The organism is bacterium (genome assembly GCA_035505375.1).
Classification (GTDB): domain Bacteria; phylum Hydrothermota; class Tepidihabitantia; order Tepidihabitantales; family Tepidihabitantaceae; genus UBA2258.
In genome coordinates this window covers 1-23,616 of record DATJQV010000012.1, presented here as the reverse complement: position 1 = coordinate 23,616, position 23,616 = coordinate 1, and the positions used below count along the sequence as shown (strand labels likewise).

Sequence of the window (23,616 nt, the reverse complement as noted above, 5' to 3'; positions counted from 1 at the left end):
CCTAGTTCTTGGGCTTTCGGGCGGTCAGTCCTACGCGTCGGTACACTGCGTCCACGTTGCGCAGGAGTCGTTTCAGATCAAACGCGCGACCCATGGCGCGGCGGTCGAGGAGCTTCGATATCTCGGGATTGGCTTCGCAGAGTTCGGGGAGCGAACTACCTTGAGTCTGGCAGGAGAAGGCGAGTTCCTGCACGAGCTTGTACGCCTGGTCCTTGTCCATTCCGGCGTGGACGAGTTCGAGCATCACAGCTTGGGAGAAGAACGTCTGGCCCGATGATTCGAGGTTGGCGAGCATCCGGTCCGGCCGCACGACCAGGTCGGACAGCACGCCGGTCATCTTGCGTATCATGTAGTGTGTGAGCGTGAAGGCCTCGGGAATGATGACGCGTTCGTTGGCCGAGTTCGACAGGTCGCGCTCGTGCCAGAGGCAGACGTTGTCCAGCGCCACCTGTGCGTAGGCACGGACCAGTCGGGCAAGGCTGGTGATGCGTTCACAGGTTATCGGGTTCTTCTTGTGGGGCATGGCCGAGGAGCCCCGCTGCCCCTTGGCAAAGGGCTCGCCGACTTCGCCGATCTCCGTGCGCTGCAGGTTGCGGATCTCGGTGGCGATACGTTCCAGCCCGGTGGCGGTCAGGGCGAGGGCGTCGAGCATCGCGGCATGACGGTCGCGCGGAATTACTTGAGTGGAGACCGGTTCGGGCCGGAGATTCAAACGCTTGAGTACCTTTGCCTCGACTTCGGGGCCCATCTGGGTGTAGCCGCCGACCACACCGGATATCTTGCCGTGTCGCATCTCGTCGGCGGCCGCGGCCAGGCGCCGGATGTTGCGGTTGGTCTCCTCAAACCACGACAGGCACTTCAGGCCGAATGTAATCGGCTCGGCGTGGACACCGTGGGTTCGGCCCATCATCGGCGTGCGTTTGTGCTCCAGCGCGAGGCGCGCCGTTTCCACACGCAGGTCGCCCATTGCGGCCAGGACTATATCGAAAGCAGAGATGCAGCGCAGGGAGAGCGCGGTGTCGACGACGTCGTAGGACGTCAGTCCGTAGTGGACGTACTTGCCGGCCGCACCGACCGACTTCGCGACGCTGCGGGTGAACGCGATGACGTCGTGGTTGGTGACCTTCTCGAACTCGTCTATTTCCTTCAGCTTGAATGAGGCGTGCTGTATGGCGCGGGCGGCGAGCTTCGGTATGATGCCGAGTTCGGCCTCAACCGTGGCGACTGTCTTCTCGACCAGCAACCACGAACGGAACTTAGCCTCTTCATTCCAGAGCGCGGCCATTTCCGGGGTGTCGTAGCGTGTCGTCATCTTAGTCTGTAGAGCAGTCTGATTTGCTCCCCTCCGCGGTCAATCACGATGTCAATTGTTCCGGCAAGGTGCTCGTAGAGTCGGGCGAATGCTGCCGCCGAGCCGATGGTCTTGCCCTGCGCCATGAGGATGACGTCGCCGGTCGCCATGCCGATGGTCTCGCCGACGCTGCCGCCGTCGACTTCCACCACCACCACGCCCCGGCGATAGGCGAGCCCGAGGCTGCCTCGGAGTGTCGGGTTGATGTCGGCGACGGTCGCTCCGAGTCCGGTCTTCACTCGCTCATAGCTGGTAGCACCGCCGGAGTTGCGTGTCTCCTTCACGAACTGCTTCACGTCATTGATAGGCCGGGCGAAGCCGATGCCCTCCGAGCCGCCCGAATGGCTGAAGATGAAGGTGTTGATGCCGATGACCTCGCCGGCCGCGTTGACCAGCGGGCCGCCCGAGTTGCCCGGATTGATGGCCGCGTCGGTCTGGACCATGTCGGAGTAGACCTGGTCGCCGCCCTCGGATTTGATGTCCCGATGCAGCGCCGAGATGACGCCGACGGTGACCGTCGGCTGCGCGTCCTCAATCATGAATCCGAACGGGTTGCCGATGGCAATCGACCACTCGCCAATCATCAGGTCGTCGGAGTTGCCCAGGGTCGCGGACGGCAGGCCGCCGGCCTTCAGCTTGAGCAGGGCCAGATCCCTGGTTTCGTCTATGCCCTCAAGCTCGGCCGGGAACGTACGATTGTCCGGCAGCGTGACCTTGATCTGGGTCGCATTGAGTACGACGTGCGCGTTCGTCACGATGTCGCCGTCGCTGGATATGATGACGCCCGAGCCCATCGACTTGACCTCCTGGCGATAGGTCTGGCGGGGCGCGAAGTCGCGGAAGAAATCGTCCAGCCCGAGACCGCCGAACGGGTCGTAGGTGACAACCCGGGTCTGGGTTACCACGACGGACACAACGGCCGGGCTGATCTTGCGGGCGGCGAGCACGATGGCGTTGGTGCGTGAGGCCGATACGTCGTCACTGACCGATACCGGCACAACCGGCCCCGGAATCGGATGACGGGGATGTCCGGCCCAGTTGACCCAGAGTGACACGACCAGCGCGGTCGACAGTGCTACAATCATTACATAGGGAAGCAGTTTCTTCATAGCCAGAGCCAGTGTAGCAGTTTGACTGAGGGGCGTCAAGGTCGGTAGCGGGCGGCAGGTTGTTCTGCCCGGCCGACGGCCATCCCCGGACGACTGCCGGTCGGCGGAAGCTTCTTCCCGGCGCAGGCGAACCCGGCGCCCGGCCGCGCCCGCCCCGTGGTCTTCATAGCCCGACCGTGCTTGACAGTCTGCGTCAATCGGCCTATTCTGAAACGAGATGAGGATCGTTCTGCTGGTGCTTGTAGCCTGCCTGTCCGCTTCGGGCGTTCTCTATAACATCGACCAACCGGTGCCGATATCGCTCGCCCACGCCGAGTACTACATCGGCGGCCGGGTCTGGGGCAGCGGCGGCATCATGATGCGGGTTGCGCTCGGGTTGTTCGACCGGGTCACGCTCGGCATGTCGTACGGCGGGGACTCCATTCTCGGCGCCGGTAAGCCCAAGTTCTTCGACCGCTACCGCCCGGATGTCCAGGCACGGATCGCCGTTCTACAGGAACAGGGCTACGTACCGAATCTGGTGCTGGGTTTCGAGAGCCAGGGGTATGACGACTGCGACAGCCAGAAATACTCGGTGCGCGAGAAGGGCGGATACCTCTGCGTGGGCAAGACACTGGACGTCATCGATACCCATTGTCAGTTGGGGGTCAACTACTGGGGCGGGTTCGACGGTTTCCTCGCGCTCAATGCGTTGCTGCCCGGCAGCGCGGAGTTGATGCTGGAGTACGACCCGGCGTTCAACGACCACGACAAGGCGCTGAGGCACCGCGGGTTCCTCAACTTCGGCATCGAGTGGACCGTGGCGGACAGGGTCAGGATGGTTGTCGGTCTGCGCGACATACTCGGCAACCTTCCGACGACGCGCCTGAACCGCGTGCTCGATGTTTCGCTGAACAACCACTTCTAGTCTTCCGACACAACCCTAATCAGGCCGGGAGGAGCCGCCGGTCAGCGGGCGGGAACGGTCCGGTAGACGCGGTCGAAGACGGCGACGACCAGGGAATCGTAGCCGTTGAGGTCGACCCCACGGCGCATGACCGCCTCGGCTGAATCCACCTGAGACGCAATCGCGGTCGAGTCGGCCTGGCCCGGCTGAATCGTGACCACGAGATTGTGGATGCGCGGATTGGGGATGGAGAATTGAACTCGGAACCGGCTGTCGGGGAACATCCGGGACAGGACCGCACGCACCTGCTCCGCCTCGGCCACCTGCCGGGTGACGCGGGCGGCGGGCAGGCTCTTCAGCGAGAAGAGCACGATTGCCCCGATGAGCACGGCGAAGAGGATCACCCACACGAGCCGGGTAGTCATGGCACCAATATAATAGGCCTTGCTGCCGCCCCGTCAAGATTCCGGCAGGCTTGACTCTGCGCAGGAGCGTTGCTACCTTAGCTCAGAGTGTCACAACGAAACGGAGATAGTGATGGACGTTAAGTCGTTCCTGAAGACCATTCCGGAGTTCTCGGACGTCCCTGATGCGGGCGTCGAACTGCTGGCAAGACTGGCGAAGGTCGGCGAGGTTAAGGCCGGCGGCATGGTCGACGTGCAGGGCGAGCCGGCGGCGAAGTTCTACATCCTCGTGAGCGGCAGGCTCGGGGTCGTGCTCGAACTCGACTTCGGCGTATCGAAGAAGACCTACATGGTCACGTCGGTTGGGCCGGGGCAGATGTTCGCATACTCGGGCGTGGTGGGCAACCCGCACTACACCGCGGGCAGCCGGGCAATGGTGAACAGCACCTTCCTTGAGTTCGATGTCGCGAAGCTGGAGGCGGCGCTCGACGAAGACCCGCGGCTCGGGTACGTGATGATGAAGATGGTGGCACAGACCATCGCTTCGCGGCTGCGGGCGATGCAGCTCCAGCTTGCCCAGCAGTGCGCTGTAGCCGAGGCTGAACAGGCACCGGACTGACGCCGGTCAGGCAGAATGAACGCGGGGCGCGGCAACCGCGCCCCGTCTGTGTTGAGTAGCTTTCGGCTAGAGGTCTTCTTCGACCGCGGCGATCTTCGCGTCCATGGCGCCGAACTTGTCGCGCCGGTCGTCGATCTTTACGGTTGTGACTATCCGGTTGCAGCCCAGCTTCGCCAGCTCGTCGTGCACGGCCTTGAGGGTCGAGAAGATCTCATCCCACTCGCCCTGCACGCAGGTGCCCATGGAGTTGATCTCGTAATCGAGGTCGGTTTCCTCGATAATCTTGACGGCAGCCCTGACGTAGGAGCTGACACTGGTGTTGCCGGTTCCGACCGGGACCACGCTCACTTCGACGATCATCGGGCCCTCCTACACGAACCGTTCAAATCGGTCCTTGCCTGCCTTGCAGATTGGACACTTGCCCGGCGGCTCGGGCCGGGCGCACAGGTAGCCGCAGACCTTGCAGCGCCAGACGGGAAGAGAGAGGGGTTGGGGGCCGGGGGCTGGGGGCTGGGGAGCAGATTCGGAATAGCCGTCGCGCATGAACTTGGCCGGCCTGCGCTCGAGGATGGAGCCGTGCTTCTTCTTGCCCTCAATCCAGTCGTCGGACACGTAAAGAGCGCAGTAGCAAGCGCCGAACTCTTCGACGTCGGAGTCCCGGTAGTAGCAGGGACAGATGACATCAAGGTCTTTGGCCTTGTCCGCGAACGAGAGCCGGCAGGGGCAGCACCAATAGCCGTACCGTTTCTCGTTGTCGAGCAGGCCCTGGATGAGGCGAAGGGTGAAGCTCTTGTCCGGGTTGAGGCGATACCCGGTCGACTCGGCCTCCTGTTTCAGGCGTTCGTAGGTCTTGAGGACCTCGTCGGGAAATCGTTCCTCGGCGCTCACAGATCGAGCAGCTCCCGGATGCGGTCTTCGTCAAAGCCGGCCACTACCTCGCCGTCGATCCTGACGGTCGGGAACGAACCGCGCGGATTCAGCTCGCGCACCTTGTTGGCTACCTCGGTGCGTTCATCGCCCTGGCACTGGTCCACGTCGATGTACTCGTACTGAACCTGGTTGGAGTTCAGCAACTCCTTGGTCTTGCTGCACCAGCCGCAGGTCGAGAGCGCATAGAGAGTTACACGGTGCTTGGCATTCCTGCCGGGTACATGGGTCAACTTCACAACTGCTCCTTTCCAGCTAGTTGCGGCCCTGGGCACTGCAGGGCGCGCATATCCTGCTGCCCTCGACCGGGGCGTCGCAGTACGGGCAGCGGCAGCCCTTCTTCTCGTTGCCGGGCTTCTTCGCCTGGTAGTTCTCAATCGCCTTGTGGAGCGCGTCCGCGCCGAGGTTGGAACAGTGGAGCTTGTTCGGGGGCAGGCCGCCCAGTTCCTTGGCGACATCCGCGTTCGATATCTTCATCGCCTCCTCGACGGTCTTGCCCTTGGCCATCTCGCTGACCATTGAGGATACCGCGATAGCCGCGCCGCAGCCGAAGGTCTTGAACTTCACGTCGGTCAGGATGCCGTTCTCAATCTTCACGTAGAACGTCATCATGTCCCCGCAGACCGGATTGCCGATTTCTCCCACGCCGTCGGCGTTCTCAATCTCACCGACGTTGCGCGGGTTGCGGAAATGCTCCATTACTTTCTCAGAATACATCAACTCTCCTACAGATCATATAGGTCCTATTCGTGTTCTTCATCGTGGTGCTCTTCTTCGCACGAGTCGCCGGGCTTCACTGCGTACGGGTCCTCGCCCTTCTGAAACTTCGCGTAGAGAGGTGACATCTGCCTCAGTCGCTGGACCATAGGCGGCAGCTTGTCGAGGAAATGGGTCACGTCTTCGTCGGTCGAGTCCTTGCCCAGCGTCAGGACCAGCGAAGACTGGGCTTTCGTATGCGGCAGTCCCATCGCCAGCAGCACGTGGGATGCCTTCAAGGTCTTGGCCGAGCAGGACGAGCCGGACGCGGCGGCGATGCCTTCGTCGTCGAGGAAGAGCAACATCGATTCGCCCTCGACGAACTCGACCACGACGCTGACCTGTCCGGGGATGCGGTTCGACATCGAGCCGGTGAAAATGACGTGGTCAAGCCTCTGTGGCAGTTCACTGAAGATGCGCTGTGCCAGCTTCGTCATCGTCGCCGACCATTCGGGTAACTTCGTCTTCGTGATTGCGGCGGCAGCCCCGAACCCGGCGATGGCGGCTACGTTCTCGGTGCCGGCGCGACGATTCTTCTCCTGGAAACCACCTTCGATAAGTGACTGGATTCGTGTGCCACGTTTCAAGTAGAGGGCGGCAGCGCCTTTGGGACCGTAGACCGACATGGCCGGGAACGTGTATGCGTCAACACCAAGGTCAGTCACGTCAACCGGAATCCGGCCGACCGCGGCAGTGCCGTCGGAGTGGAACGAAACCCGGAACCGGCGCGCGATTCCGGCCAGCTCCTTGACGTTCTGAATAGTGCCGACTTCGTAATTGGCGTGCATCACCGATGCGAGGACCGTGTCGGTCTTGATGGCGGCGGTCAGTTTGGCCGGCTCGACCACGCCCTCGGGGCTGACCGGCACCTGAGTGACCTCGAAGCCGCTCAGGGTGAGCGACTTTGCCGCCTCCAGCACCGATACGTGCTCAATGGCGGAGATAATGACGTGCCTGCCCTTGTCCCGGCGGGCGAGGGCAAGACCCTTGACGGCAAGGTTGTTGGATTCGGAGGCGGATGCGGTGAAAACTATGTCATCCGGCCGGGAATTGATGAGCGCGGCCACCTGTGCGCGGGCGTTCTCGATCGCCTCCCTGGGTTTGTTGCCATAACGGTGTAGGCTGGACGGGTTACCGAATTCATCACCAAGGAAGGTCAGCATCGCCTCGCGCGCTTCGGGCAGTAGCGGTGCTGCGGCGGCGTGGTCGAAATACCCAGATACCATAAGGCTTAGACGGCCTTGGACTTGGGCAGGGTTCTGTGCTCGTTATTTGTCATCGCCATAAGTCTAGAAGTGCATCAGCCCAAGTCAACCAAGGGAAGAGAGTGAAGAGTGAGGACGCGGGCTTGTGCAGACGTCGGCCGGGACTGGCAATCAGAACCTCATTGTCACAAGGCGGCAATCGACAACCGTGTGCGGTTGATGGTCGAGGCTCGGTCGCGCACTCAACGCTAACGCCGGCGGATAGAACCGACTGCCGAATGAAGGCTCACCCGTTCCCCTCGTGGCGCCGATGCAGTAGCCGATAGCTGCGCCGGCCGGCGTGAGCGCCGCCATGCCCAGCAGGCCGTATCCGGGTTTGTCGGGGACGAAGAAACCAAGCGCCCCCACACCCATGCCGAGGAATGCGCCGCCATAGGCAGCACCGCTATTGCCATCCACGTGCAGAACTCCGCCTGCAATCGTGGCGCCCAATCCGCAGCCGGACGGATACCCAAGGCCCGCGCCAACCATGAAGCCGAGCCATGCTCCATCTTCGCCCTGGAAATCGCTTCCATCGTGAATAGTCAGAGCGTATCCGGCCCAACCAAGCGCGGCCACTGCCGCGCCTCCGACCAAACTGCCGCCCAGCAGCGCCCCGCCTGACTCACCAAGATAGTCAACAGCACGCGGCCGATCCAGCAACAAGTCCTGCGCCGAAGCTACGGATGCGGAGAGCACAATCAGAGCCAGGAGTGTCTTCCGTGTCATCACATCATTCTCACGCCCTTAGGTCTGCCGTGCCTCGGTCACTGAGGGATTCCTGAACACGCGGGCAGTGCTGATTCATTTCGCTGCCTTGATGACGCGCACTGTTGCTGTCCTGCCTGTTTTGGTGCCAGCCGGCGACAGAAAGTAGACTCCGGGCCGGAGGCCCGCGCCGATTCTGTCGCCCTTGCAGACAGCGACCTGCCGTCCGGTCACGTCAGAGAGAGTGAAGAGCTCGGTCTCATGCCCCGGAACCCGGGCAACGGAGGTGAACGGATTGGGCTGAACCAGCAGACTGGTTGGTTTCGCAGGATGCCGAGTCGCAGGTTCTTCTACGCCGGCGTTCCCCAGCGAGTCGGTCTTTATGAGGTAGACATTGCTGTAGTCGGGTGTCCCTATGCCGTAGGAATACGTAAGGCCAGCGATTACATAACCGCCGTCAGAAGTCTGCTGGACTGAAAAGCCCTCATCGTCGCTTGTGTCACCGTATGTTCTCGTCCAGAGTGTATCGCCGGAACCATTGGTCTTGATGAGGTAGACATCGTAGCCCCCTGCGCCGAAAGACCCCGTATAGCCGACCATGACGTAGCCGCCGTCCGAGGTCTGTTGCGCTGAAACGCCGTAGTCACCGCCCGACCCGCCATAGGTCCTTGTCCAGAGCGTATCGCCGGTAGCGTTGGTCTTGATGAGGTAGACGTGGTAATTGGTGAGACCAAAGGACTGAGTCCAGCCCGCAATCACGTAGCCTCCATCCGAAGTCTGTCGGACCGAGTAGCCCGCATCAATATGAGTCCCGCCGTACGTCCTGGTCCAGAGCGTATCGCCAGCGGCATTGGTCTTGATGAGGTAGACATCGAGCCCCCCTGCACCAAAGGACTGGGTAAGACCTACGGCGACGTAACCACCGTCAGTGGTCTGTTGTATAGAATAACCGAAATCCTCGTTGTCTCCTCCATAGACTCTGGTCCAGAGAGTATCGCCCGAGGCGTTGGTCTTGATGAGATAGACGTTGTCGTAGCCGGGTGTCCCAGGACCGAATGACGCGGTCCTGCCCGCGATGACGTAACCGCCATCCGAGGTCTGTCGGACCGAATATCCGAAGTCCTCGTCCTTCCCACCGTAGGTTCTGGTCCAGAGCGTATCACCCGAGGCGTTAGTCTTGATCAGGTAGACATTGTCATCGCCTGCACCAAACGAGGACGTTGTGCCTGCAATGATGTAGCCTCCATCAGTAGTCTGCCGGACCGAGGCGCCCTCATCGTCGCCCGTTCCGCCGTAGAGCTTGGTCCAGAGGATGACACCGTGGGCATCGGTCTTGATGAGATAGACGTCACTGTCCCCCGCACTGAAGGATTGAGTGTAGCCTACGACGATGTAACCGCCGTCCGAGGTCTGTTGGACTGAGTTGCCCACATCTTCATTTGCCCCGCCGTAGGTTCTCCACCATCTTGTCTGGGCAGATGCAATTGAAGTGAGGCAGATAGCTGACAGCAGCGCAATCAGACGAGGAGCGCAGACGCTCTTGGTCACGTTTCCCCCTTCAACGTCTGTGGCTCGACATCGTCTCGAGGTCGAGCCGGGTGCAGAGAAGTCAACCGAGCTTCAGACATTAGCCGTCACTCGGCATTCGTCCTGCTGACAGGGCACGGATATCCCGCACTGCGAACCGCCTGGAACGGCAGCAATCCCAGTACCATGTCGCGTCTATTGTAATCCCGGTCCTGTCCCGGTCAAGCCAATGGCCGCATCGGCGGTGCGGCTGAAACCCAGCGCCGGGATAGGAGCCGTAATAAGCGCCGGGATAAGCACCGTCACAAGTGCCGGGACAAGCACCGTCACAAGCGTCGGGACAAGCACCGTCACAAGCGCCGGGATAAGCACCCTCACAAGCGTCGGGACAAGCGTCCCCACAAGCGCTGGGATAAGCACCTCCATAAGCGTCGGGACAAGCACCCTCACAAGCGTCGGGGCAAGCACCCTCACAAGCGTCGGGACAAGCGTCCCCACAAGCGCTGGGATAAGCACCGTCCTAAGCGTCGGGATAAGCACTCCCCTAAGCGCCGGGATAGGGTCTGGGGGAGACCTCCCCCCTACGACCCCTGGGCGGGAAATCAGCACTTAGCTCAACTCTCTCTTGTACAAAAACGCGGAAACCGGGTTATTACTATATGAGGACGAAGCTTCGCTCACCGGCGCATCTGCCCGGCGGTGCTTCCGTGGTGGGTCATGTCTTCGTGCTTTCGTGGTTCAGCTCGGCTGAGTAGTCTGCGGATGGCCATGCTGCGCCCGTTCATCCAAGGTTGACCCTCGGCTGTCGAATTCGCTTGCGTTTGCCGTTGTGGTATTCTAACATACTGCAGTGACCGACATCGCTCTCACCATCGCCGGCCAAGCCGGGCAGGGCATCGACACCGCATCGGAGTTGCTTGCCCGCGCCCTGGTGCGGAGCGGCTATTACACGTTTTCCTATCCCAATCTGATGTCCCGCATCCGCGGTGGGCACAACTTTACCGCGGTGCGGGTCTCGGAGCGGCCGGTCTATTCGCCGCCGGGCAGGTTCAACGCTCTGCTGGCGCTGGATGAGTTGTCGGTGAGCGAACACGGGCAGGACATGGTGGAAGGCGGAGTCATCATAGCCGAGCCGACCAGGACCAGGGACGGGGGACGGGGGACGAGGGGCGAGGGGCAGGGGACGACAGACCAAGGACGAGCCGACGACAAGACGACCTTCCGTGTTCCGATGGCGGAGATTGCGGAGAAGCACGGCGGTACGAAGACGATGGCGAATGTGGTCGGGTTGGGCGCGCTGCTTGCCCTTACCGGGCACCCGCTGGATAGACTGCAGGGCTTGCTCAAGGAGCGGTTCATCGCCAAGGGTGAGCAGGTGGTGAAGCAGAACGTGGAGTGTCTGAGAGCCGGGGCTGACTATGTGAGGCAGAGCTGGGGCGGGACCTGCGATTGCACTCTGCCGAAGCAGTCCGCACGGGCGAAGCGAATGCTCCTGACCGGCAATCATGCTATTGCTCTCGGGGCGCTGGCCTCAGGCGTGCGCTTCTACGCCGGGTATCCGATGTCGCCGTCAACGCCGATAATGGAGTACCTCGCCGCGAAGCAGGCCGATGCCAGTCTGGTTATGGAGCAGGCCGAGGACGAGATTGCGGCCATCAACATGGTTATCGGCGCGGCCTATGCCGGTGCCCGCGCGATGACCGCGACTTCGGGCGGCGGCTTTTCGCTGATGGTCGAGGGGCTCGGTATGGCCGGTATGGCCGAGCTTCCGGTCGTGATTGTGATTGCGATGCGGCCGGGACCGGCGACCGGATTCCCGACGCGGACCGAGCAGGCCGAGCTGCTCTTTGCCATCAACGCCTCGCAGGACGAGTTTCCCCGCTTCGTATTCGCGCCCGGGACCGCGGAGGAGGCTTTCTACGCCACCAATCGGGCGTTCGAGCTGGCGGGCAGGTTTCAGGTGCCGGCCATCATCCTCTCTGACCAGTTCCTCTCCGACTCACTGTGGACCGTACCGGGATTCAATCTGGCTCGTGTCAAGGCGAGCGACGACCTTGACGATCTGGAGTGGCAGGGGCGGCCCGCGTTCAGCTATCGTCGCTACGCGGTGACCAGGGACGGGGTGTCGCCGCGGCTGCGGCCGGGCTTCGCGGGCCAACTGGTCCACATGCTCGGGGCAGAACGCGACGAGAGCGGCATGCAGACCGAGGATGCCGGCGTGCGCGTGCGGATGCACGAGAAACGGATGAGGAAGCTTGCGGCGATGTCGACAACGATAGAGGATCCCACCTGCCACCCGGAGAAGACCGCCGACTGTGTCGTGGTCTGCTTCGGCTCCACGTACGGGGCGGCGCGCGAGGCGGTTGACATACTACGCGAGCAGCGGGTGAGCGTGGCGATGCTCCATCTCTGTGAGGTTGCGCCCTTCCCGCGTGAGCGCGTGGCGGCGTTGCTTTCCTCGGCGCGCCGGGTCATCACGGTCGAGGGTAATTCGACCGGACAACTTGCCGCCCTGCTGAGGCGCGAGACCGGAATCAAGGCGGACGCGCAGGTGCTGAAGTATGACGGCAGGCCGTTTGTCGCACAGGAGCTGGCGGAAGAGCTGCGGAGCGTATGCAGATGAGCGGCGCAAGGACTCGAAGTACAAAGGACAAAGTACAAAGGACAAAGCAAGAAGGAAAGTACAAAGGCCAAAGTCCGATTCGGACTTTCCGCCATTCGTGCTTGCTTAGTCCTTTGTCCTTACGACTTTGTCCTTCACCCGGAGGAGCGTAGTTTGGCGGAAGACAAGGTCTGGACCTCAAGCGCTGAAGTGACCTGGTGCCCGGGTTGCGGGAACTTTGGCATTCTGAACGCACTCAGGCAGGCGCTGACCGAGTCCGGACTCGAGCCGTGGCAGGTCGTTGTCGTGGGTGGCATCGGCCAGTCAGGAAAGGTGGCGCAGTATGTGGGCGCCAACTTCCTGCACGGCCTGCACGGCCGGGCGTTGCCGCACGCGCTGGGCGTGAAGCTGGCCAACCCCGCGCTCAAGGTCATCGCGGTCGGTGGTGACGGCGACATGTACGGCGAGGGTGGGAACCACCTGCTGCACGCGTTCCGGCGCAATCCGGATATCGTCTGCCTCGTACACAATAATGGTGTCTACGGCCTGACCAAGGGCCAGGCAGCGCCGACCAGCGGCTACGGCTTTGCCACGAAGAACCGCCCAACCGGTACGGTATTACCCGCGTTCAACCCTTTGGCGGCCGGGCTGGCGCTGGGCGGCAGTTTCGTCGCCAGGGGTTTTGCCGGGGACGTGAAGCACCTCTCGCGGTTGATAGGCGAGGCACTGAAGCACAAGGGCTTCGGGTTCATCGATATCCTGCAGCCGTGCGTGACCTACAACCTTGTCAATACGTTCGACTGGTACCGGACGCGAGTCTACGATCTCGCCCTGGAGGCGCACGACGCGTCGGATGAGGATAAGGCCCGGGCAAGGGTGCTGGAATGGCCATGTGAGGGGGAAGCCAAACAGATTCCTATCGGTATCTTCTACCGGTCGCACCGTCAGGCCTATGAGGCCTGCGGGGCGTCCGAACAACCTGCGGCGGTCAGTCCGGACCACCCTCACCCTTCCCTCCCCCTCAAGGGGGAGGGAACAGAAGGGAGGGGGTGGCTGCGACAGGCGCTCTCGCAGCACCGGGATTTGCAGGCGGACGCTGTGGATGTGGTGAAGCGGGCACTGGAAGAATTCGTGTGAGAGAGCTCAACCTGATTGTCGCCGGGCAGGCAGGGCAGGGACTCCAGGTCATCTCGCGCACGCTTGGCCGGTTGCTGGTCAGGGCCGGCCGCTACGTGTTCGTTTCGCAGGACGTGATGTCGCGGATACGGGGAGGGCATAACTTCGCGCGGGTGCGGGTCAGCGATGTGCCGGTGGCTGCGGACGGCGACAAAGCCCAGATCCTCGTCGCGCTGGACCACACGCTGGTAGAGCGGCACGTTCCCGACCTGGCTGAGGACGCCGTCGTGTTGACCGAGGCGGTCGGCGATCTGCCCGAAGGACTGAATGTAGTTCGACTTCCGCTTGCAGACCTCGCGCTGGAGCACGGGAAGGACCCGGTCATGATTAACTCGGTTGCCACTGGTGCGGCACTGGCTCTGGTCGGGCTGGAGCCGGCCGGTCTCGATGGAGTGTTCGAGAGCCAGTTCGGACACAAGGGCAAAGAGGTAGTTGAGCGCAATGTGGCTGCAGCCAAGGCCGGGTACAATGCTGTGCTGGATGACCATAAACGATGCTGCCCGCACCGGCTGCAGGCGTCGAGGGACATGACCGTTTCCGCCGAGGAAACGGATCGTGTACCGAGAGAACGGCTTCTGATTTCCGGCGCAGAGGCGCTGGCGCTGGGCGCAATTGCCGCTAATGTGCGCGTGGTTACCGGGTATCCGATGTCACCGGCCACCCCGATTGTCGAATACTGCTTCCGCAACGCGGAGGAGGCAGGCCTGATTGTGGAGCAAACCGAGGATGAGGTGTCGGCAGCCAACCTCGCTATCGGCGCAGCGTTCGCCGGAGAGCGGGCTATGGTCTGCACTGCCGGCGGCGGGTTCTGCCTGATGAACGAGGCCCTGAGCCTGGCCGGCATGACCGAGGTCCCGCTGGTAATGTGCGTGGGCATGCGGCCGGGCCCGGCAACCGGTCTGGCTACTCGGACGGCGCAGGCCGACCTTCTGTTTGCCATCAACGCCGGACACGGCGAGTTCCCGCGTGCGGTGCTGACACCGGCAGACGCAGAGCAGGCATTCCGAGCAGCGCAGGACGCGTTCCGGATTGCCGAGAAGTACCAGACGCCGGTCATCATACTGTTTGACCAGGTCATGGCCGACGCGCTGTGGACCATTGAGCGGAGCGACCTGAAACTGGATAACCGCCAAGGACGCCAAGAGCGCCAAGTGGCGGACGGATCCGAGCCGTACACATATCGGCACTATCAGGTCACGGAGAACGGGGTATCGCCGGTCGTGCTGCCGGGAACCGAGCAACAGCTTGTCTATGCCGATTCGGACGAGCACACCGAGGAAGGGCACATAACCGAGGATGCCGCGATGCGTGTCCTGATGGTGAACAAACGCAACTCGAAGATTGAGGGTATCAGGCAGGAGGTTGAGGAACGGAAGGTCAAGGTTGAGGCTGAGGCTGAGACACTCGTGTTCTGCTTCGGGTCGAGTCGTGGGGTGGTGGCTGAGGCGCTTGGCCGCCTGCGCGCCAAAGGCGTCAGTGTCGCCATGGTGTACCTCGACCACGTCTGGCCGTTCCCGGCCGAGGCCGTTGCCTCGATGGTGAGTAAGGATCGCAAGGTCGTGACTGTGGAAGAGAACTACTCGGGTCAACTGGCTCAGCTTCTGTCGCAGGAGTGCGGGGTGCAAACCGCCGGGACGGTTCGGCGGTATGACGGCAGGCAGTTCACGGTTGCCGAAGTCGAGGCCGGGCTGGAGAGCATGATTGCCGAGGAAGCTAGCTGAGTCAAGATGGGATATCAGGTGGCGACAAGCACCAATGACCAAGCGTCAATGACCAATCAATGTCGAAGGAACAAAGCCCCAATTCCAGATTGGGTCTTGCGACATTGGGATTTGACTGGTCACTGGGAACTGGTCATTGGTCATTTGCGCGCTGGAGTGCGAAGATATGCCTGACGAGAAGCCTCTGGAGCCTAGAGATTTCGAGAGCAAGGACCCAATCGCCTGGTGCCCGGGCTGCGGGAACTTTGGCATCCGGGAGGCGACGAAACTCGCTCTGTCCGAGCTTGGCCTGAGGCCGGAGCAGACCTGTTTTGTGTCGGGCATCGGGCAGGCGGCCAAGGCTCCGCACTACATCCGCTGCAACCTGTTCAACGGCCTGCACGGTCGGACCCTGCCGGTCGCGACCGGGATCAAGCTTGCGAACCCTGGCCTTGTCGTGTTCGCCGAGGGTGGTGACGGTGACGGCTACGCAGAGGGCGGGAATCACTTCCTGCACGCCCTGCGCCGGAATCTGGACATGACCTATCTTGTTCACGACAACCAGATTTACGGACTGACCAAGGGACAGACTTCGCCGACCAGCGAAGGCGGGATGAAGACCAGGACTACGCCCTGCGGTGCGATTGAGCCTGCTTTCAGACCTTTGGCCCTGGCGGTAATGATGGATGCCGGGTTCGTGGCGCGAGGGTTCTGCGCAAAGCCGCGTCAGCTTGCCGACATCATCAAGCTGGCAGTCCAGCACCGCGGGTTCGCGCTGGTCGAGATTCTGCAGAACTGCGTCAGCTTCAATCATGTCAATACGGCCAAGTGGTACAGCCACCGCGTCTACGACCTGGCCGAGGAGAAGCACGACCCGGCTGACCGCGAGAAGGCCTATCACAAGGCACTGGAGTGGGGAGACCGGATTCCGCTCGGTGTTATCTACACGTCAAGCCGCAAGAGCTACGACGAACTGCTGGGGGATGGTCTCGCGTCACGCAACACCGACCCGGATCGGGCCCCGGCCGTGCTCGACCGGCTGCTCGACCAGTTCCGCTAGATTCCCTACTTCTGGAAACCGGACCGCGGATGGGCGCGGTTGTATACCTGTTTGAGCCGCTCCATGGTGACGTGCGAGTAGATCTGCGTCGTCGAGAGCGAGGCGTGTCCGAGCAGTTCCTGGACCGCGCGGAGGTCGGCACCGCGCTCCAGCAGGTGCGTGGCAAATGCGTGGCGCAGGGAATGCGGGTTCGTTGCCGTCGCATCCGCCACGCGGGAGAGCGCCTTGCGGACTATGTTCTGGATGCTGCGCGTCGTGAGGCGGTCACCCCGGCTGTTCGTGAATATCGGTTCTGCCGCCCGGTGGGCGCGGCGGGCGAGCCATTCGTCGAGGGCGTGTTTTTCGGCGCGGCCCAGTGGTACGATTCTCTCCTTCCCCCCCTTGCCGCGTACTCTAATCGTCTCGGCGACGAAGTCGACGTCGGCAAGGTTCAATCCAACCAGTTCCGCGGCGCGAAGGCCGGAACCATAGAGAGTCTCGAGTATCGCTCTCTCGCGTACCACGGTTTCGGCGTCACCTTTGATTTCGAGGGCTTCGCGTACCTGGTACTGAGATAGAAAGCCGGGCAGACGCTGCTCGAGCCGCGGGCCCTTGACCGCGGTCGCCGGGTTGCTCGCGAGCGTACCCTTCCTAACCAGGAAACGCAGGAATGATTTCACGGAAGAGAGCTTGCGCGCGGCGGAACGCTTCTCGTATCCGTAGCGAAGCAGCGCGCCGAGGAAGTCGCGCACATCGGCGTGCGTCAGCGCACCGAGCGATTTGGTACCGAGTCGGTCGGAGCAGAACTCGAAGAACTGGTCCAGGTCGCTCGCGTAGGAGCGGAGAGTGTGATCCGAATACTGCTTCTCTCTCTCCAGCCAGGCAAGGAAGTCGTTCCTCGCCGGTTCGTAGGCAGCGCTTTGGAGCCGGCCGCCGCGTGCGGAGAGCAGCTTTTCAGATTCGGTCACAGGTCAGGATACAGCGCGGTTCGGAAGCGTCAACTTGCGGAACGGCGAGGCGGCGAGTATGATTAGGCGATGAGCCAAGCCTGTTTTGTCTGCGGCCGGAAGGCTACGCGCGAGTGCCCGGCCGGGTCGATGCTCGAACCGGGTCGTGAGCCGGCAGGAGAGGCCGCCACTCGACGCATCTGTTCTCAGTGCTGCGGAAAGAGCCGGCGGCGGACAATCGACTGCCCGGATGCCTGTCCGCATTTCCGGGCCGGGGGCCGTGCCGCGCTGATAAAGCTCGCGGAGTTGGGAGGGAATCCGGAGATGGAGATCCGCCAGGGTGAGGTGCTTCACAATCTGCGTCTGGCGGCGACGCGGATCCGCCGGACCCGGCTGCCTGACCTGAGAGACGGCGAGGCGCGTCAGGCGTTCGCGAACCTGTCCGAGACGATGCGGACCAAGTCAAGCGGGCTCATCTATGAGTTCCGGTCGGCCGACCCCCGGGTACAGGTGATGGTCGATGAGTTGCTGTCTGTTGCCTCCCTGCACGAGCGAGGAGAGAAGGGGATGACGAAGACTGATGTGGCGACCCTGATGCAGTGCCTGAAATACCTGGAGAAGCAGGCTGCGGCAGCCGCGTCCCAGGCGCGGGGTGCTACGTTGCTACTCGACCTGTTCGCCCAGACCGTTACCCGGGAGTTTCTGCTGCGTGAACCGGAAGGTCTGGTCGGTGGCAACACCGAACCGTGAGACTCTGGTGCCGGGCGCAGCAGACGGCATGAGCTGACTGCGAACCCCAGCCGATATTCCGGCGTCTTAACAAGTTAGAAGCGTTGGTAGCAACAGTCGGGGTCAAAGGACATTGTAGTAGTACCATGGAGGATAAGTGAGCCATCGGATATCGCTTAAGTTGGTCGGCGTGATACTGGCGCCGGCAGTTCTGATTGCGTTCGTTATCGGGTTAGTGTTGGCCGGGGTGCTGGACCTGCGGCCGGCCGGCGCTCAGCCCAACGCGCTTCCACGCACGGGTCAAGGACTAACTGTCGGAGATCATAGCCCGTTCGTGGAGGTCGCCAAAGAGGTGCAGCCCGCGGTCGTAAACATATCGGCCGAGAAGACGGTGAAGATATCGCAGTCACCGCTGCAGGGAAGTCCGCTCGAGCAGTTCCTGCGTCAATTCGGGGGCGGGATGCCGGGATTGCCGATGGAACTGCCGGAGAACGCGCTCGGCTCGGGCGTCATCATCAGCCCGGACGGGTACATAGTGACCAACAACCATATTGTGGCCGGATTCGATAAGATCGACATAATGCTTTCGGATAACACCGAGTTCAAGGGCAGCGCCGTGAAGGTCGTCGGTCGCGACCCGCAGAGCGACCTGGCTGTGCTCAAGGTGGACACCAAGAAGTCGCTGCCGTCGATTGCGCTGGCCAATGCAGACGATATCGAGGTCGGTGACTGGGCGATTGCGGTGGGGAATCCTTTCGGCCTGAACGGGACAGTGACGGTCGGCGTAGTTTCCGCCAAGGGGCGATCGGGTCTGCCGCTGCCTGAGGGACCGAGCTATCAGGACTATATCCAAACCGACGCTTCCATAAACCCGGGTAATTCGGGTGGTGCGCTTGTGAACATCAAGGGTGAACTCATGGGTATCAACGCCGCAATCCGGACCCCGGTCTCGAACGGCGGCAGCGTTGGTATCGGATTCGCCGTTCCGGTCAGTATCGTGAAGTCGGTCACTGACCAGCTCATCAAGACCGGCAAAGTCGTCCGCGGGTATATGGGAATCAGGCCTCAGCCGGTTACGGACGCCATCCGGAAGGCGATGCGGCTTGATGACAGCAAGGGCGTGCTGGTCGCGGATGTCATTGCCGCACAGCCCGCCGACAAGGCTGGTATCGAATCCGGAGACGTGATAGTAGCAGTGAACGGCGTGAAGACCGACGGCGTCGAGCAGTTCCGGAACCAGGTCGCTGAGTTTGCCCCGGGGACTACGATTTCGGTCGGGATTGTCCGTGACGGAAAACCGATGACCAAGAGCGTCACATTGGTGACCTTCCCGGAAAACGCGCAGCAGGCGTCCGTTTCCGGTGAGGAGCAGCCGACTGCATGGCTGGGCCTCACAGTACGGAGCCTGACCTCGGATGAGCGAGCGGAGGCCAAGGTCTCGGGTGGTGTGCTGGTCGACAGCGTCGAACCTGGGAGCAACGCCGACGATGCCGGCATTGAGCGCGGGGACATAGTGCTTGAAGTCGGCAAGAACCGGATCAACGGCATGAATGACTACAACCACGCGGCACGCCAGTTCAAGAACAGCACCAGCCCGGTCCTGTTCCGAATCAACCGTGGCGGTTCAATGCTTTACATCGCGGTCGAGCCGGGGCAGTAGGGTCGAAGACAACCAGGAGACTCGGGTCGCGGGACTCCCGGCAAGGGTTCTGATATCAGGAACTTGCGTCGGGAGTCCCAACCGCTATCCAGTCGAATTCACCTATTGACCGGGGTGGGGTTTTATGTCAGAATGATGTACTTTGAAAGGAGCGCCTAGCGAGCATTCTGTTCTGAATGTTGCTTGATGCAGACTGCGCACCAAGGACAGCGGTTCCGCCGCTCCTCAGGTGCATGTTCAACGAGATAGTCGGAAGTCTATGCTTCCGACTATGCTGCTACATTAACCTTCCCGACAATGCTGACACAACCAATCCTGCTTGACGGCAAGGCCGCGTCAAAGGCAATACGAACCGAGCTCTGTCAGCGCGTCCTCGCGCTTCAGGGGCGGGGCCTACGTCCCTGTCTGCGTATCCTGCAGGTCGGCGGCGACCCTGCGTCTACCATCTACGTCAACAGCAAGGTGAAGGCATCAGCCGAGATTGGCATCGACGCGGCGGTGGAGCGGTTGTCCGAGAGCGCCGGCCTGGCCTCAATCGTCCACGTGGTGGAGACGTGGAATCGAGACCCGGCGGTCCATGGCTTCATAGTTCAGTTGCCGTTGCCCTGCGGCATTGACGCGTGTGCCGTCATGGGGCGGATAAGCCCGGGGAAGGACGTGGATGGCCTCAGTCCCGCAAGTCTGGGTCTGCTTGCCGCTGGACGGCCGGGCTTCACGCCGGCGACACCTTCCGGCATCATCGAACTGCTACTGCGGAACGGTATCACCATCCCCGGCAAGAGAGTAGTCATAGTCGGTCGCGGCGAGTTGGTGGGCAGGCCGCTCGCCAGCATGCTGTTGCTGCGGAGCGAGCGAGGGAACGCGACCGTTACCGTCTGTCACTCCTGCACCGAGGACCTGGGAGCAGTTTGTCGTGCGGCTGAGATCCTGGTGGTGGCAGTGGGGCGTCCCAGGTTGGTCACGGGCGACATGGTGAGCCAGGGAGTTGTCGTCGTCGACGCGGGCACGAACAGCGTCGGCGGCAGGCTTGTCGGCGACGTCGATTTCGAGTCCGTCGCCGCCAAGGCGTCGGCGATCACGCCGGTTCCGGGTGGCGTCGGGCCGATGACGGTTGCGATGCTTCTGGCAAACGTTGTCAGAGCCGCGGAGTTGGCGGCCGGGAGTATGGAGCCGGGATGAACGGTCTCAGTCAGGTCATTGGCGCGGACCGGAAGCTGGTCGAGGCCGAACTGCGCAGATCCCTCAGGTTCGGCCGCGAAGTCCCGCCACGGCTGGCCGCGGCGATGCGCTACGCCGTGCTGGGCCCGGGGAAACGGATAAGGCCGATCCTGGCCCTTGAGGCTTTCAGGGCTTCCGGCGGCCGTCACGTCGCAGCCGTACTGCCTTTTTGCACAGGGATCGAGCTCATCCATACGTTTTCGCTGATACACGACGATCTGCCCAGCATGGACGACGATGATTTCAGACGGGGACGGCCAAGCCTTCACCGTAAGTTCGACGAGGCGACCGCCATATTGGCCGCCGACGGGCTGTTCGCTTTCGCATTTGAGCTGTTCGCCGGTGTGCCCGGTGAGGCCGAACCGAAGCTCGCAGCCACGAACGTGATATGCCGTGCAGTGGGGCCAGCGGGAATGACCGGCGGCCAGATGCTGGACATCATCGGTGAGGTGCGAGGCGCGAAAGTCCGAGGCACGACAGATAGCGTCCTCGTGACCCATCGGAAGAAGACGGCGGAGTTCATAGCTGCGGCAGTGGTCGCGGGTGCGATCCTGGGCGGCGCGAAACCGGCGGCTCAGCGCCGGCTGCGGCAGGCGGGGCTTGCACTCGGAATGCTGTTCCAGATGACCGATGACTTGCTTGACGCGGAGCAGACCAGCGATGCCGGGCGGGTCACTACTGTCTCAACCTGCGGTACGACTCGGGCCAGGGGGCTGGCTGAGTTCCAGGCCCGCAAGGCCGAACGTGGGTTTCGGACTTTGGGTACGAAGTACCATCTGCTGGCTGCGTTCCCCGAGCTGGTTCTGCATAGGAGATCATGACTATGGCTCTGCTCGATAGTGTCCGTTCGCCCGCAGACATCCGCAGGATGTCACTCGATCAGTTGCACGATCTGGCTGGCGAAATACGTGATCTGATAGTGAGCACGACGGCGAGGAACGGCGGGCACACGGCTCCGAGTCTCGGTGTCGTGGAGCTGACGCTTGCTCTCCACTACGTGTACGACACACCCAGTGACCAGATCGTCTGGGATGTCGGTCATCAGTGCTACGCGCACAAGATAATCACCGGCCGGCGAGACCGATTCGAGACGCTGCGCCAGAAGGACGGCATCTCCGGGTTTCCCAAGAAGTCGGAGAGCGAGTACGACACGTTCGACACCGGCCACTCCGGTGACTCGATCGGCGTCGCCCTGGGGGCCGCGATTGGGGACCGGCTCAGAGGCTCGAACCGGCGCTCGGTCGCGGTCATCGGCGACGGGTCGATAACGTCCGGTATGGCATTCGAAGCCCTGAACAACGCCGGCTGCCTCAAGCAGGACGTCGTCGTCGTTCTGAATGACAACGAGATGTCCATCGCTCGCAGCACCGGCGCGATGGCCGGCTACCTGAACCGCATGATAACCGGCAAGATGTACAACCGGTTGCGCGCCGACACGTGGAATCTGCTCGGGCTGTTGCCTGATGACTTGAGCGGCAAGTCGCGCGTTGCTGCGCACAAACTCCAGGAAGGGCTGAAGAATCTGGTCGTTCCGAGCATCCTGTTCGAAGAGCTGGGATTCCGGTACATCGGACCGGTAGACGGGCACAATCTCGCCGAGCTGATTGATACGTTTAGACGGGTGCGCAGACTGCACGGGCCGGTCATAGTGCACGCGGTGACGCGCAAAGGCAAAGGTTACGATCCGGCGATGCGGCGCCCGGAGATGTTTCACGGCACGGGCCCGTTCGACGTCGCCACCGGTCTGCCGCTAGCGTCGGCCGGACCGACGTTCACCGATGCATTCGGAACCAAGATGGCCGAACTCGCCGGTAAAGACGAGCGTGTGGTCGCCGTGACGGCCGGGATGTGCCTCGGGACCGGGCTCTCGCAATTTCGCGAGAAGTTCCCGGACCGGCTGTTCGACGTCGGCATCTGTGAGCAGCATGCGGTTACTCTTGGAGCGGGACTGGCGATGAGCGGTGTGCGGCCGGTGGTCGCGATATACTCCACCTTCCTGACGCGCGGTCTGGACCAGGTGGTCCAGGACGTTAGTCTGCAAAAGTTGCCTGTTGTGTTGGCAGTCGACCGGGCCGGGCTGGTAGGTGAAGACGGTCCAACCCATCATGGAGTTTTCGACCTGTCCTACCTTGGCATGGTGCCGAGCCTGGTGCTGGCGGCGCCGATGGACGAAGCCGAACTCGGTGCGATGCTTGAGTTCGCCATCGGGTACGTGGACGGTCCGGTGGCCATCCGCTACCCGCGCGGAGGATCGGGCTCACAGCCGCGGCCGGGCCTGGCGCCGGTCGAGCTGGGCAGGGCCGAGGTCCTGCGTGAGGGAGACGACGGCTGCGTGCTGGCGGTCGGGTACATGTCCAGCGTTGCCGCCCGCGCTGTCGATATCCTGAGCGCAAAGGGGCTGAGCGTGACCCTGGTCAACTCCCGATTCGTCAAGCCTCTGGACCAGGACTTGATTCTGTCGCTCGCACGCCGGCACCGCGCCATCGTCACGGTCGAAGAGAATGTGCTCGCCGGCGGATTCGGTACTCGCGTTCGCGAGCTGATAGAGCAGTCAGGCGATAACGTTCACGTCACCTCATTTGGACTTGACGACCGCTTCTACGAACAGGGCCCGAGGGGTTGGCTCCTTGACCAGGCCGGGCTGTCGCCCGGCAAGCTCGCCGAAAGGCTGCAAGAGTGCTTCAGCAGGAAATGACCATTGACCAAGTCCCGGCGTCCGGCTAGCAGCGAGTCACCGAAGTCCGCGGGTCGTCGTTGCTCGGCCGATTGCGGACCGATTGCTCACCTGGGGGTGGGAATTGGCGTACTGCTGCTGGCCTCGTCGCTTGCGTCCGCCTACTCGCTTTATGACCCGCCGCGAATAGAGCCTCGCGTGGACTACTCGCTGGGTCTCGTTTATCTTGAGCGTTGGCGGGGGGACTATCTCATCGGCGTGGAGCAGGTGCTGCCAATAAGCGAGTATCTCGACTACCAGCTTGCTCAGTCGGTCCGCGACGCCTGTCAGGATCAGGTGC

The 23,616-nt window shown here is 62.2% G+C and carries 24 protein-coding genes; 12 read left to right on the top strand and 12 right to left on the bottom strand.

Going from position 1 to position 23,616, the window contains the following annotated elements; translation table 11 throughout:
• Position 1: 1 nt before the first annotated feature.
• Together purB and VMH22_01635 are read right to left on the bottom strand one after the other, a co-directional pair.
• Positions 2 to 1,312: an adenylosuccinate lyase gene (gene purB / locus VMH22_01640; GenBank protein ID HTW90399.1), complete on the bottom strand. Its 1,311-nt coding sequence runs from the start codon at positions 1,310 to 1,312 to the stop codon at positions 2 to 4.
• Positions 1,309 to 2,460, bottom strand: a complete 1,152-nt coding sequence (locus VMH22_01635; protein ID HTW90398.1) for a trypsin-like peptidase domain-containing protein — start codon at positions 2,458 to 2,460, stop codon at positions 1,309 to 1,311. Before VMH22_01635 ends, purB begins: the two co-directional genes overlap by 4 nt.
• 217 nt (positions 2,461 to 2,677) lie before the next feature.
• Between VMH22_01635 and VMH22_01630 the strand changes: the two genes are divergently transcribed.
• Positions 2,678 to 3,367 carry a hypothetical protein gene (locus VMH22_01630; protein HTW90397.1) on the top strand — a complete coding sequence of 230 codons (690 nt, stop codon included), beginning with the start codon at positions 2,678 to 2,680 and terminating at the stop codon, positions 3,365 to 3,367.
• A gap of 41 nt (positions 3,368 to 3,408) precedes the next feature.
• Here VMH22_01630 and VMH22_01625 read toward each other — a convergent pair whose 3' ends face one another.
• Positions 3,409 to 3,771: a hypothetical protein gene (locus VMH22_01625; GenBank protein HTW90396.1), complete on the bottom strand. Its 363-nt coding sequence runs from the start codon at positions 3,769 to 3,771 to the stop codon at positions 3,409 to 3,411.
• 112 nt (positions 3,772 to 3,883) lie between these two features.
• Between VMH22_01625 and VMH22_01620 the strand changes: the two genes are divergently transcribed.
• A complete protein-coding gene (locus VMH22_01620; protein ID HTW90395.1) occupies positions 3,884 to 4,369 on the top strand; it encodes a Crp/Fnr family transcriptional regulator in 486 nt (161 codons plus the stop codon).
• Positions 4,370 to 4,435: 66 nt separating this feature from the next.
• Here VMH22_01620 and VMH22_01615 read toward each other — a convergent pair whose 3' ends face one another.
• The 8 genes from VMH22_01615 to VMH22_01580 all read right to left on the bottom strand — a co-directional run bounded on the left by VMH22_01615 (position 4,436) and on the right by VMH22_01580 (position 10,071).
• A complete protein-coding gene (locus VMH22_01615; protein HTW90394.1) occupies positions 4,436 to 4,729 on the bottom strand; it encodes an MTH1187 family thiamine-binding protein in 294 nt (97 codons plus the stop codon).
• Positions 4,730 to 4,738: 9 nt separating this feature from the next.
• Positions 4,739 to 5,257 (bottom strand): DUF1868 domain-containing protein, encoded by a 519-nt coding sequence (locus VMH22_01610; protein HTW90393.1) that lies wholly within the window; start codon positions 5,255 to 5,257, stop codon positions 4,739 to 4,741.
• Positions 5,254 to 5,535: a glutaredoxin family protein gene (locus tag VMH22_01605; protein HTW90392.1), complete on the bottom strand. Its 282-nt coding sequence runs from the start codon at positions 5,533 to 5,535 to the stop codon at positions 5,254 to 5,256. Before VMH22_01605 ends, VMH22_01610 begins: the two co-directional genes overlap by 4 nt.
• Positions 5,536 to 5,551: 16 nt before the next feature.
• Entirely contained in the window at positions 5,552 to 6,013 is a 462-nt protein-coding gene (nifU, locus tag VMH22_01600; GenBank protein HTW90391.1) for a Fe-S cluster assembly scaffold protein NifU, read from the bottom strand.
• A 26-nt stretch (positions 6,014 to 6,039) separates the two neighbouring features.
• On the bottom strand, positions 6,040 to 7,278 hold the full coding sequence (locus VMH22_01595; protein HTW90390.1) for a cysteine desulfurase family protein: 1,239 nt from the start codon (positions 7,276 to 7,278) through the stop codon (positions 6,040 to 6,042).
• A 150-nt stretch (positions 7,279 to 7,428) separates the two neighbouring features.
• Positions 7,429 to 8,025, bottom strand: a complete 597-nt coding sequence (locus VMH22_01590) for a hypothetical protein (GenBank protein HTW90389.1) — start codon at positions 8,023 to 8,025, stop codon at positions 7,429 to 7,431.
• Positions 8,026 to 8,100: 75 nt separating this feature from the next.
• The gene (locus VMH22_01585; GenBank protein ID HTW90388.1) at positions 8,101 to 9,552 is read right to left on the bottom strand and encodes a hypothetical protein; all 1,452 of its coding nucleotides are present in this window, start codon (positions 9,550 to 9,552) and stop codon (positions 8,101 to 8,103) included.
• Positions 9,553 to 9,726: 174 nt separating this feature from the next.
• On the bottom strand, positions 9,727 to 10,071 hold the full coding sequence (locus VMH22_01580) for a hypothetical protein (GenBank protein ID HTW90387.1): 345 nt from the start codon (positions 10,069 to 10,071) through the stop codon (positions 9,727 to 9,729).
• A 310-nt stretch (positions 10,072 to 10,381) separates the two neighbouring features.
• Between VMH22_01580 and VMH22_01575 the strand changes: the two genes are divergently transcribed.
• The 4 genes from VMH22_01575 (at position 10,382) to VMH22_01560 (ending at position 16,069) form a co-directional block, all read left to right on the top strand.
• Positions 10,382 to 12,154: a 2-oxoacid:acceptor oxidoreductase subunit alpha gene (locus VMH22_01575; protein ID HTW90386.1), complete on the top strand. Its 1,773-nt coding sequence runs from the start codon at positions 10,382 to 10,384 to the stop codon at positions 12,152 to 12,154.
• 153 nt (positions 12,155 to 12,307) lie between these two features.
• Entirely contained in the window at positions 12,308 to 13,270 is a 963-nt protein-coding gene (locus VMH22_01570) for a thiamine pyrophosphate-dependent enzyme (GenBank protein ID HTW90385.1), read from the top strand.
• Entirely contained in the window at positions 13,267 to 15,030 is a 1,764-nt protein-coding gene (locus VMH22_01565) for a 2-oxoacid:acceptor oxidoreductase subunit alpha (GenBank protein ID HTW90384.1), read from the top strand. The genes VMH22_01570 and VMH22_01565 overlap by 4 nt, the downstream gene beginning before the upstream one ends.
• A gap of 166 nt (positions 15,031 to 15,196) precedes the next feature.
• Positions 15,197 to 16,069 carry a 2-oxoacid:ferredoxin oxidoreductase subunit beta gene (locus VMH22_01560; protein ID HTW90383.1) on the top strand — a complete coding sequence of 291 codons (873 nt, stop codon included), beginning with the start codon at positions 15,197 to 15,199 and terminating at the stop codon, positions 16,067 to 16,069.
• A gap of 5 nt (positions 16,070 to 16,074) precedes the next feature.
• On the opposite strand, the gene xerC is transcribed toward VMH22_01560, so the two are convergent.
• Entirely contained in the window at positions 16,075 to 17,016 is a 942-nt protein-coding gene (gene xerC, locus VMH22_01555) for a tyrosine recombinase XerC (protein ID HTW90382.1), read from the bottom strand.
• 69 nt (positions 17,017 to 17,085) lie between these two features.
• Here xerC and VMH22_01550 point away from each other — a divergent pair, with 69 nt between their 5' ends.
• The 6 genes from VMH22_01550 to VMH22_01525 all read left to right on the top strand — a co-directional run.
• Entirely contained in the window at positions 17,086 to 17,745 is a 660-nt protein-coding gene (locus tag VMH22_01550; protein HTW90381.1) for a hypothetical protein, read from the top strand.
• A gap of 136 nt (positions 17,746 to 17,881) precedes the next feature.
• On the top strand, positions 17,882 to 19,384 hold the full coding sequence (locus VMH22_01545; GenBank protein HTW90380.1) for a Do family serine endopeptidase: 1,503 nt from the start codon (positions 17,882 to 17,884) through the stop codon (positions 19,382 to 19,384).
• 297 nt (positions 19,385 to 19,681) lie between these two features.
• Positions 19,682 to 20,563 carry a bifunctional 5,10-methylenetetrahydrofolate dehydrogenase/5,10-methenyltetrahydrofolate cyclohydrolase gene (locus VMH22_01540; GenBank protein ID HTW90379.1) on the top strand — a complete coding sequence of 294 codons (882 nt, stop codon included), beginning with the start codon at positions 19,682 to 19,684 and terminating at the stop codon, positions 20,561 to 20,563.
• Positions 20,560 to 21,423, top strand: coding sequence for a polyprenyl synthetase family protein (locus VMH22_01535; GenBank protein HTW90378.1), 864 nt, complete (start codon positions 20,560 to 20,562; stop codon positions 21,421 to 21,423). Before VMH22_01540 ends, VMH22_01535 begins: the two co-directional genes overlap by 4 nt.
• Entirely contained in the window at positions 21,420 to 23,297 is a 1,878-nt protein-coding gene (dxs, locus tag VMH22_01530) for a 1-deoxy-D-xylulose-5-phosphate synthase (protein HTW90377.1), read from the top strand. The genes VMH22_01535 and dxs overlap by 4 nt, the downstream gene beginning before the upstream one ends.
• A gap of 96 nt (positions 23,298 to 23,393) precedes the next feature.
• Positions 23,394 to 23,616: hypothetical protein (locus VMH22_01525; GenBank protein HTW90376.1), on the top strand; the 223-nt coding region annotated here is incomplete at its 3' end.

What these genes read in the sequence shown, in the direction of transcription:
- VMH22_01560 (HTW90383.1), top strand. Translation starts at nt 15,197, where the DNA reads ATGCCTGACGAGAAGCCTCTGGAGCCTAGAGATTTCGAGAGCAAGGAC.
- nifU (HTW90391.1), bottom strand. Translation starts at nt 6,013, where the DNA reads ATGTATTCTGAGAAAGTAATGGAGCATTTCCGCAACCCGCGCAACGTC.
- VMH22_01620 (HTW90395.1), top strand. Translation starts at nt 3,884, where the DNA reads ATGGACGTTAAGTCGTTCCTGAAGACCATTCCGGAGTTCTCGGACGTC.
- VMH22_01540 (HTW90379.1), top strand. Translation starts at nt 19,682, where the DNA reads ATGCTGACACAACCAATCCTGCTTGACGGCAAGGCCGCGTCAAAGGCA.
- VMH22_01630 (HTW90397.1), top strand. Translation starts at nt 2,678, where the DNA reads ATGAGGATCGTTCTGCTGGTGCTTGTAGCCTGCCTGTCCGCTTCGGGC.
- VMH22_01615 (HTW90394.1), bottom strand. Translation starts at nt 4,729, where the DNA reads ATGATCGTCGAAGTGAGCGTGGTCCCGGTCGGAACCGGCAACACCAGT.
- VMH22_01625 (HTW90396.1), bottom strand. Translation starts at nt 3,771, where the DNA reads ATGACTACCCGGCTCGTGTGGGTGATCCTCTTCGCCGTGCTCATCGGG.
- purB (HTW90399.1), bottom strand. Translation starts at nt 1,312, where the DNA reads ATGACGACACGCTACGACACCCCGGAAATGGCCGCGCTCTGGAATGAA.
- VMH22_01635 (HTW90398.1), bottom strand. Translation starts at nt 2,460, where the DNA reads ATGAAGAAACTGCTTCCCTATGTAATGATTGTAGCACTGTCGACCGCG.
- VMH22_01595 (HTW90390.1), bottom strand. Translation starts at nt 7,278, where the DNA reads ATGGTATCTGGGTATTTCGACCACGCCGCCGCAGCACCGCTACTGCCC.
- dxs (HTW90377.1), top strand. Translation starts at nt 21,420, where the DNA reads ATGACTATGGCTCTGCTCGATAGTGTCCGTTCGCCCGCAGACATCCGC.
- VMH22_01535 (HTW90378.1), top strand. Translation starts at nt 20,560, where the DNA reads ATGAACGGTCTCAGTCAGGTCATTGGCGCGGACCGGAAGCTGGTCGAG.
- VMH22_01590 (HTW90389.1), bottom strand. Translation starts at nt 8,025, where the DNA reads ATGACACGGAAGACACTCCTGGCTCTGATTGTGCTCTCCGCATCCGTA.
- VMH22_01550 (HTW90381.1), top strand. Translation starts at nt 17,086, where the DNA reads ATGAGCCAAGCCTGTTTTGTCTGCGGCCGGAAGGCTACGCGCGAGTGC.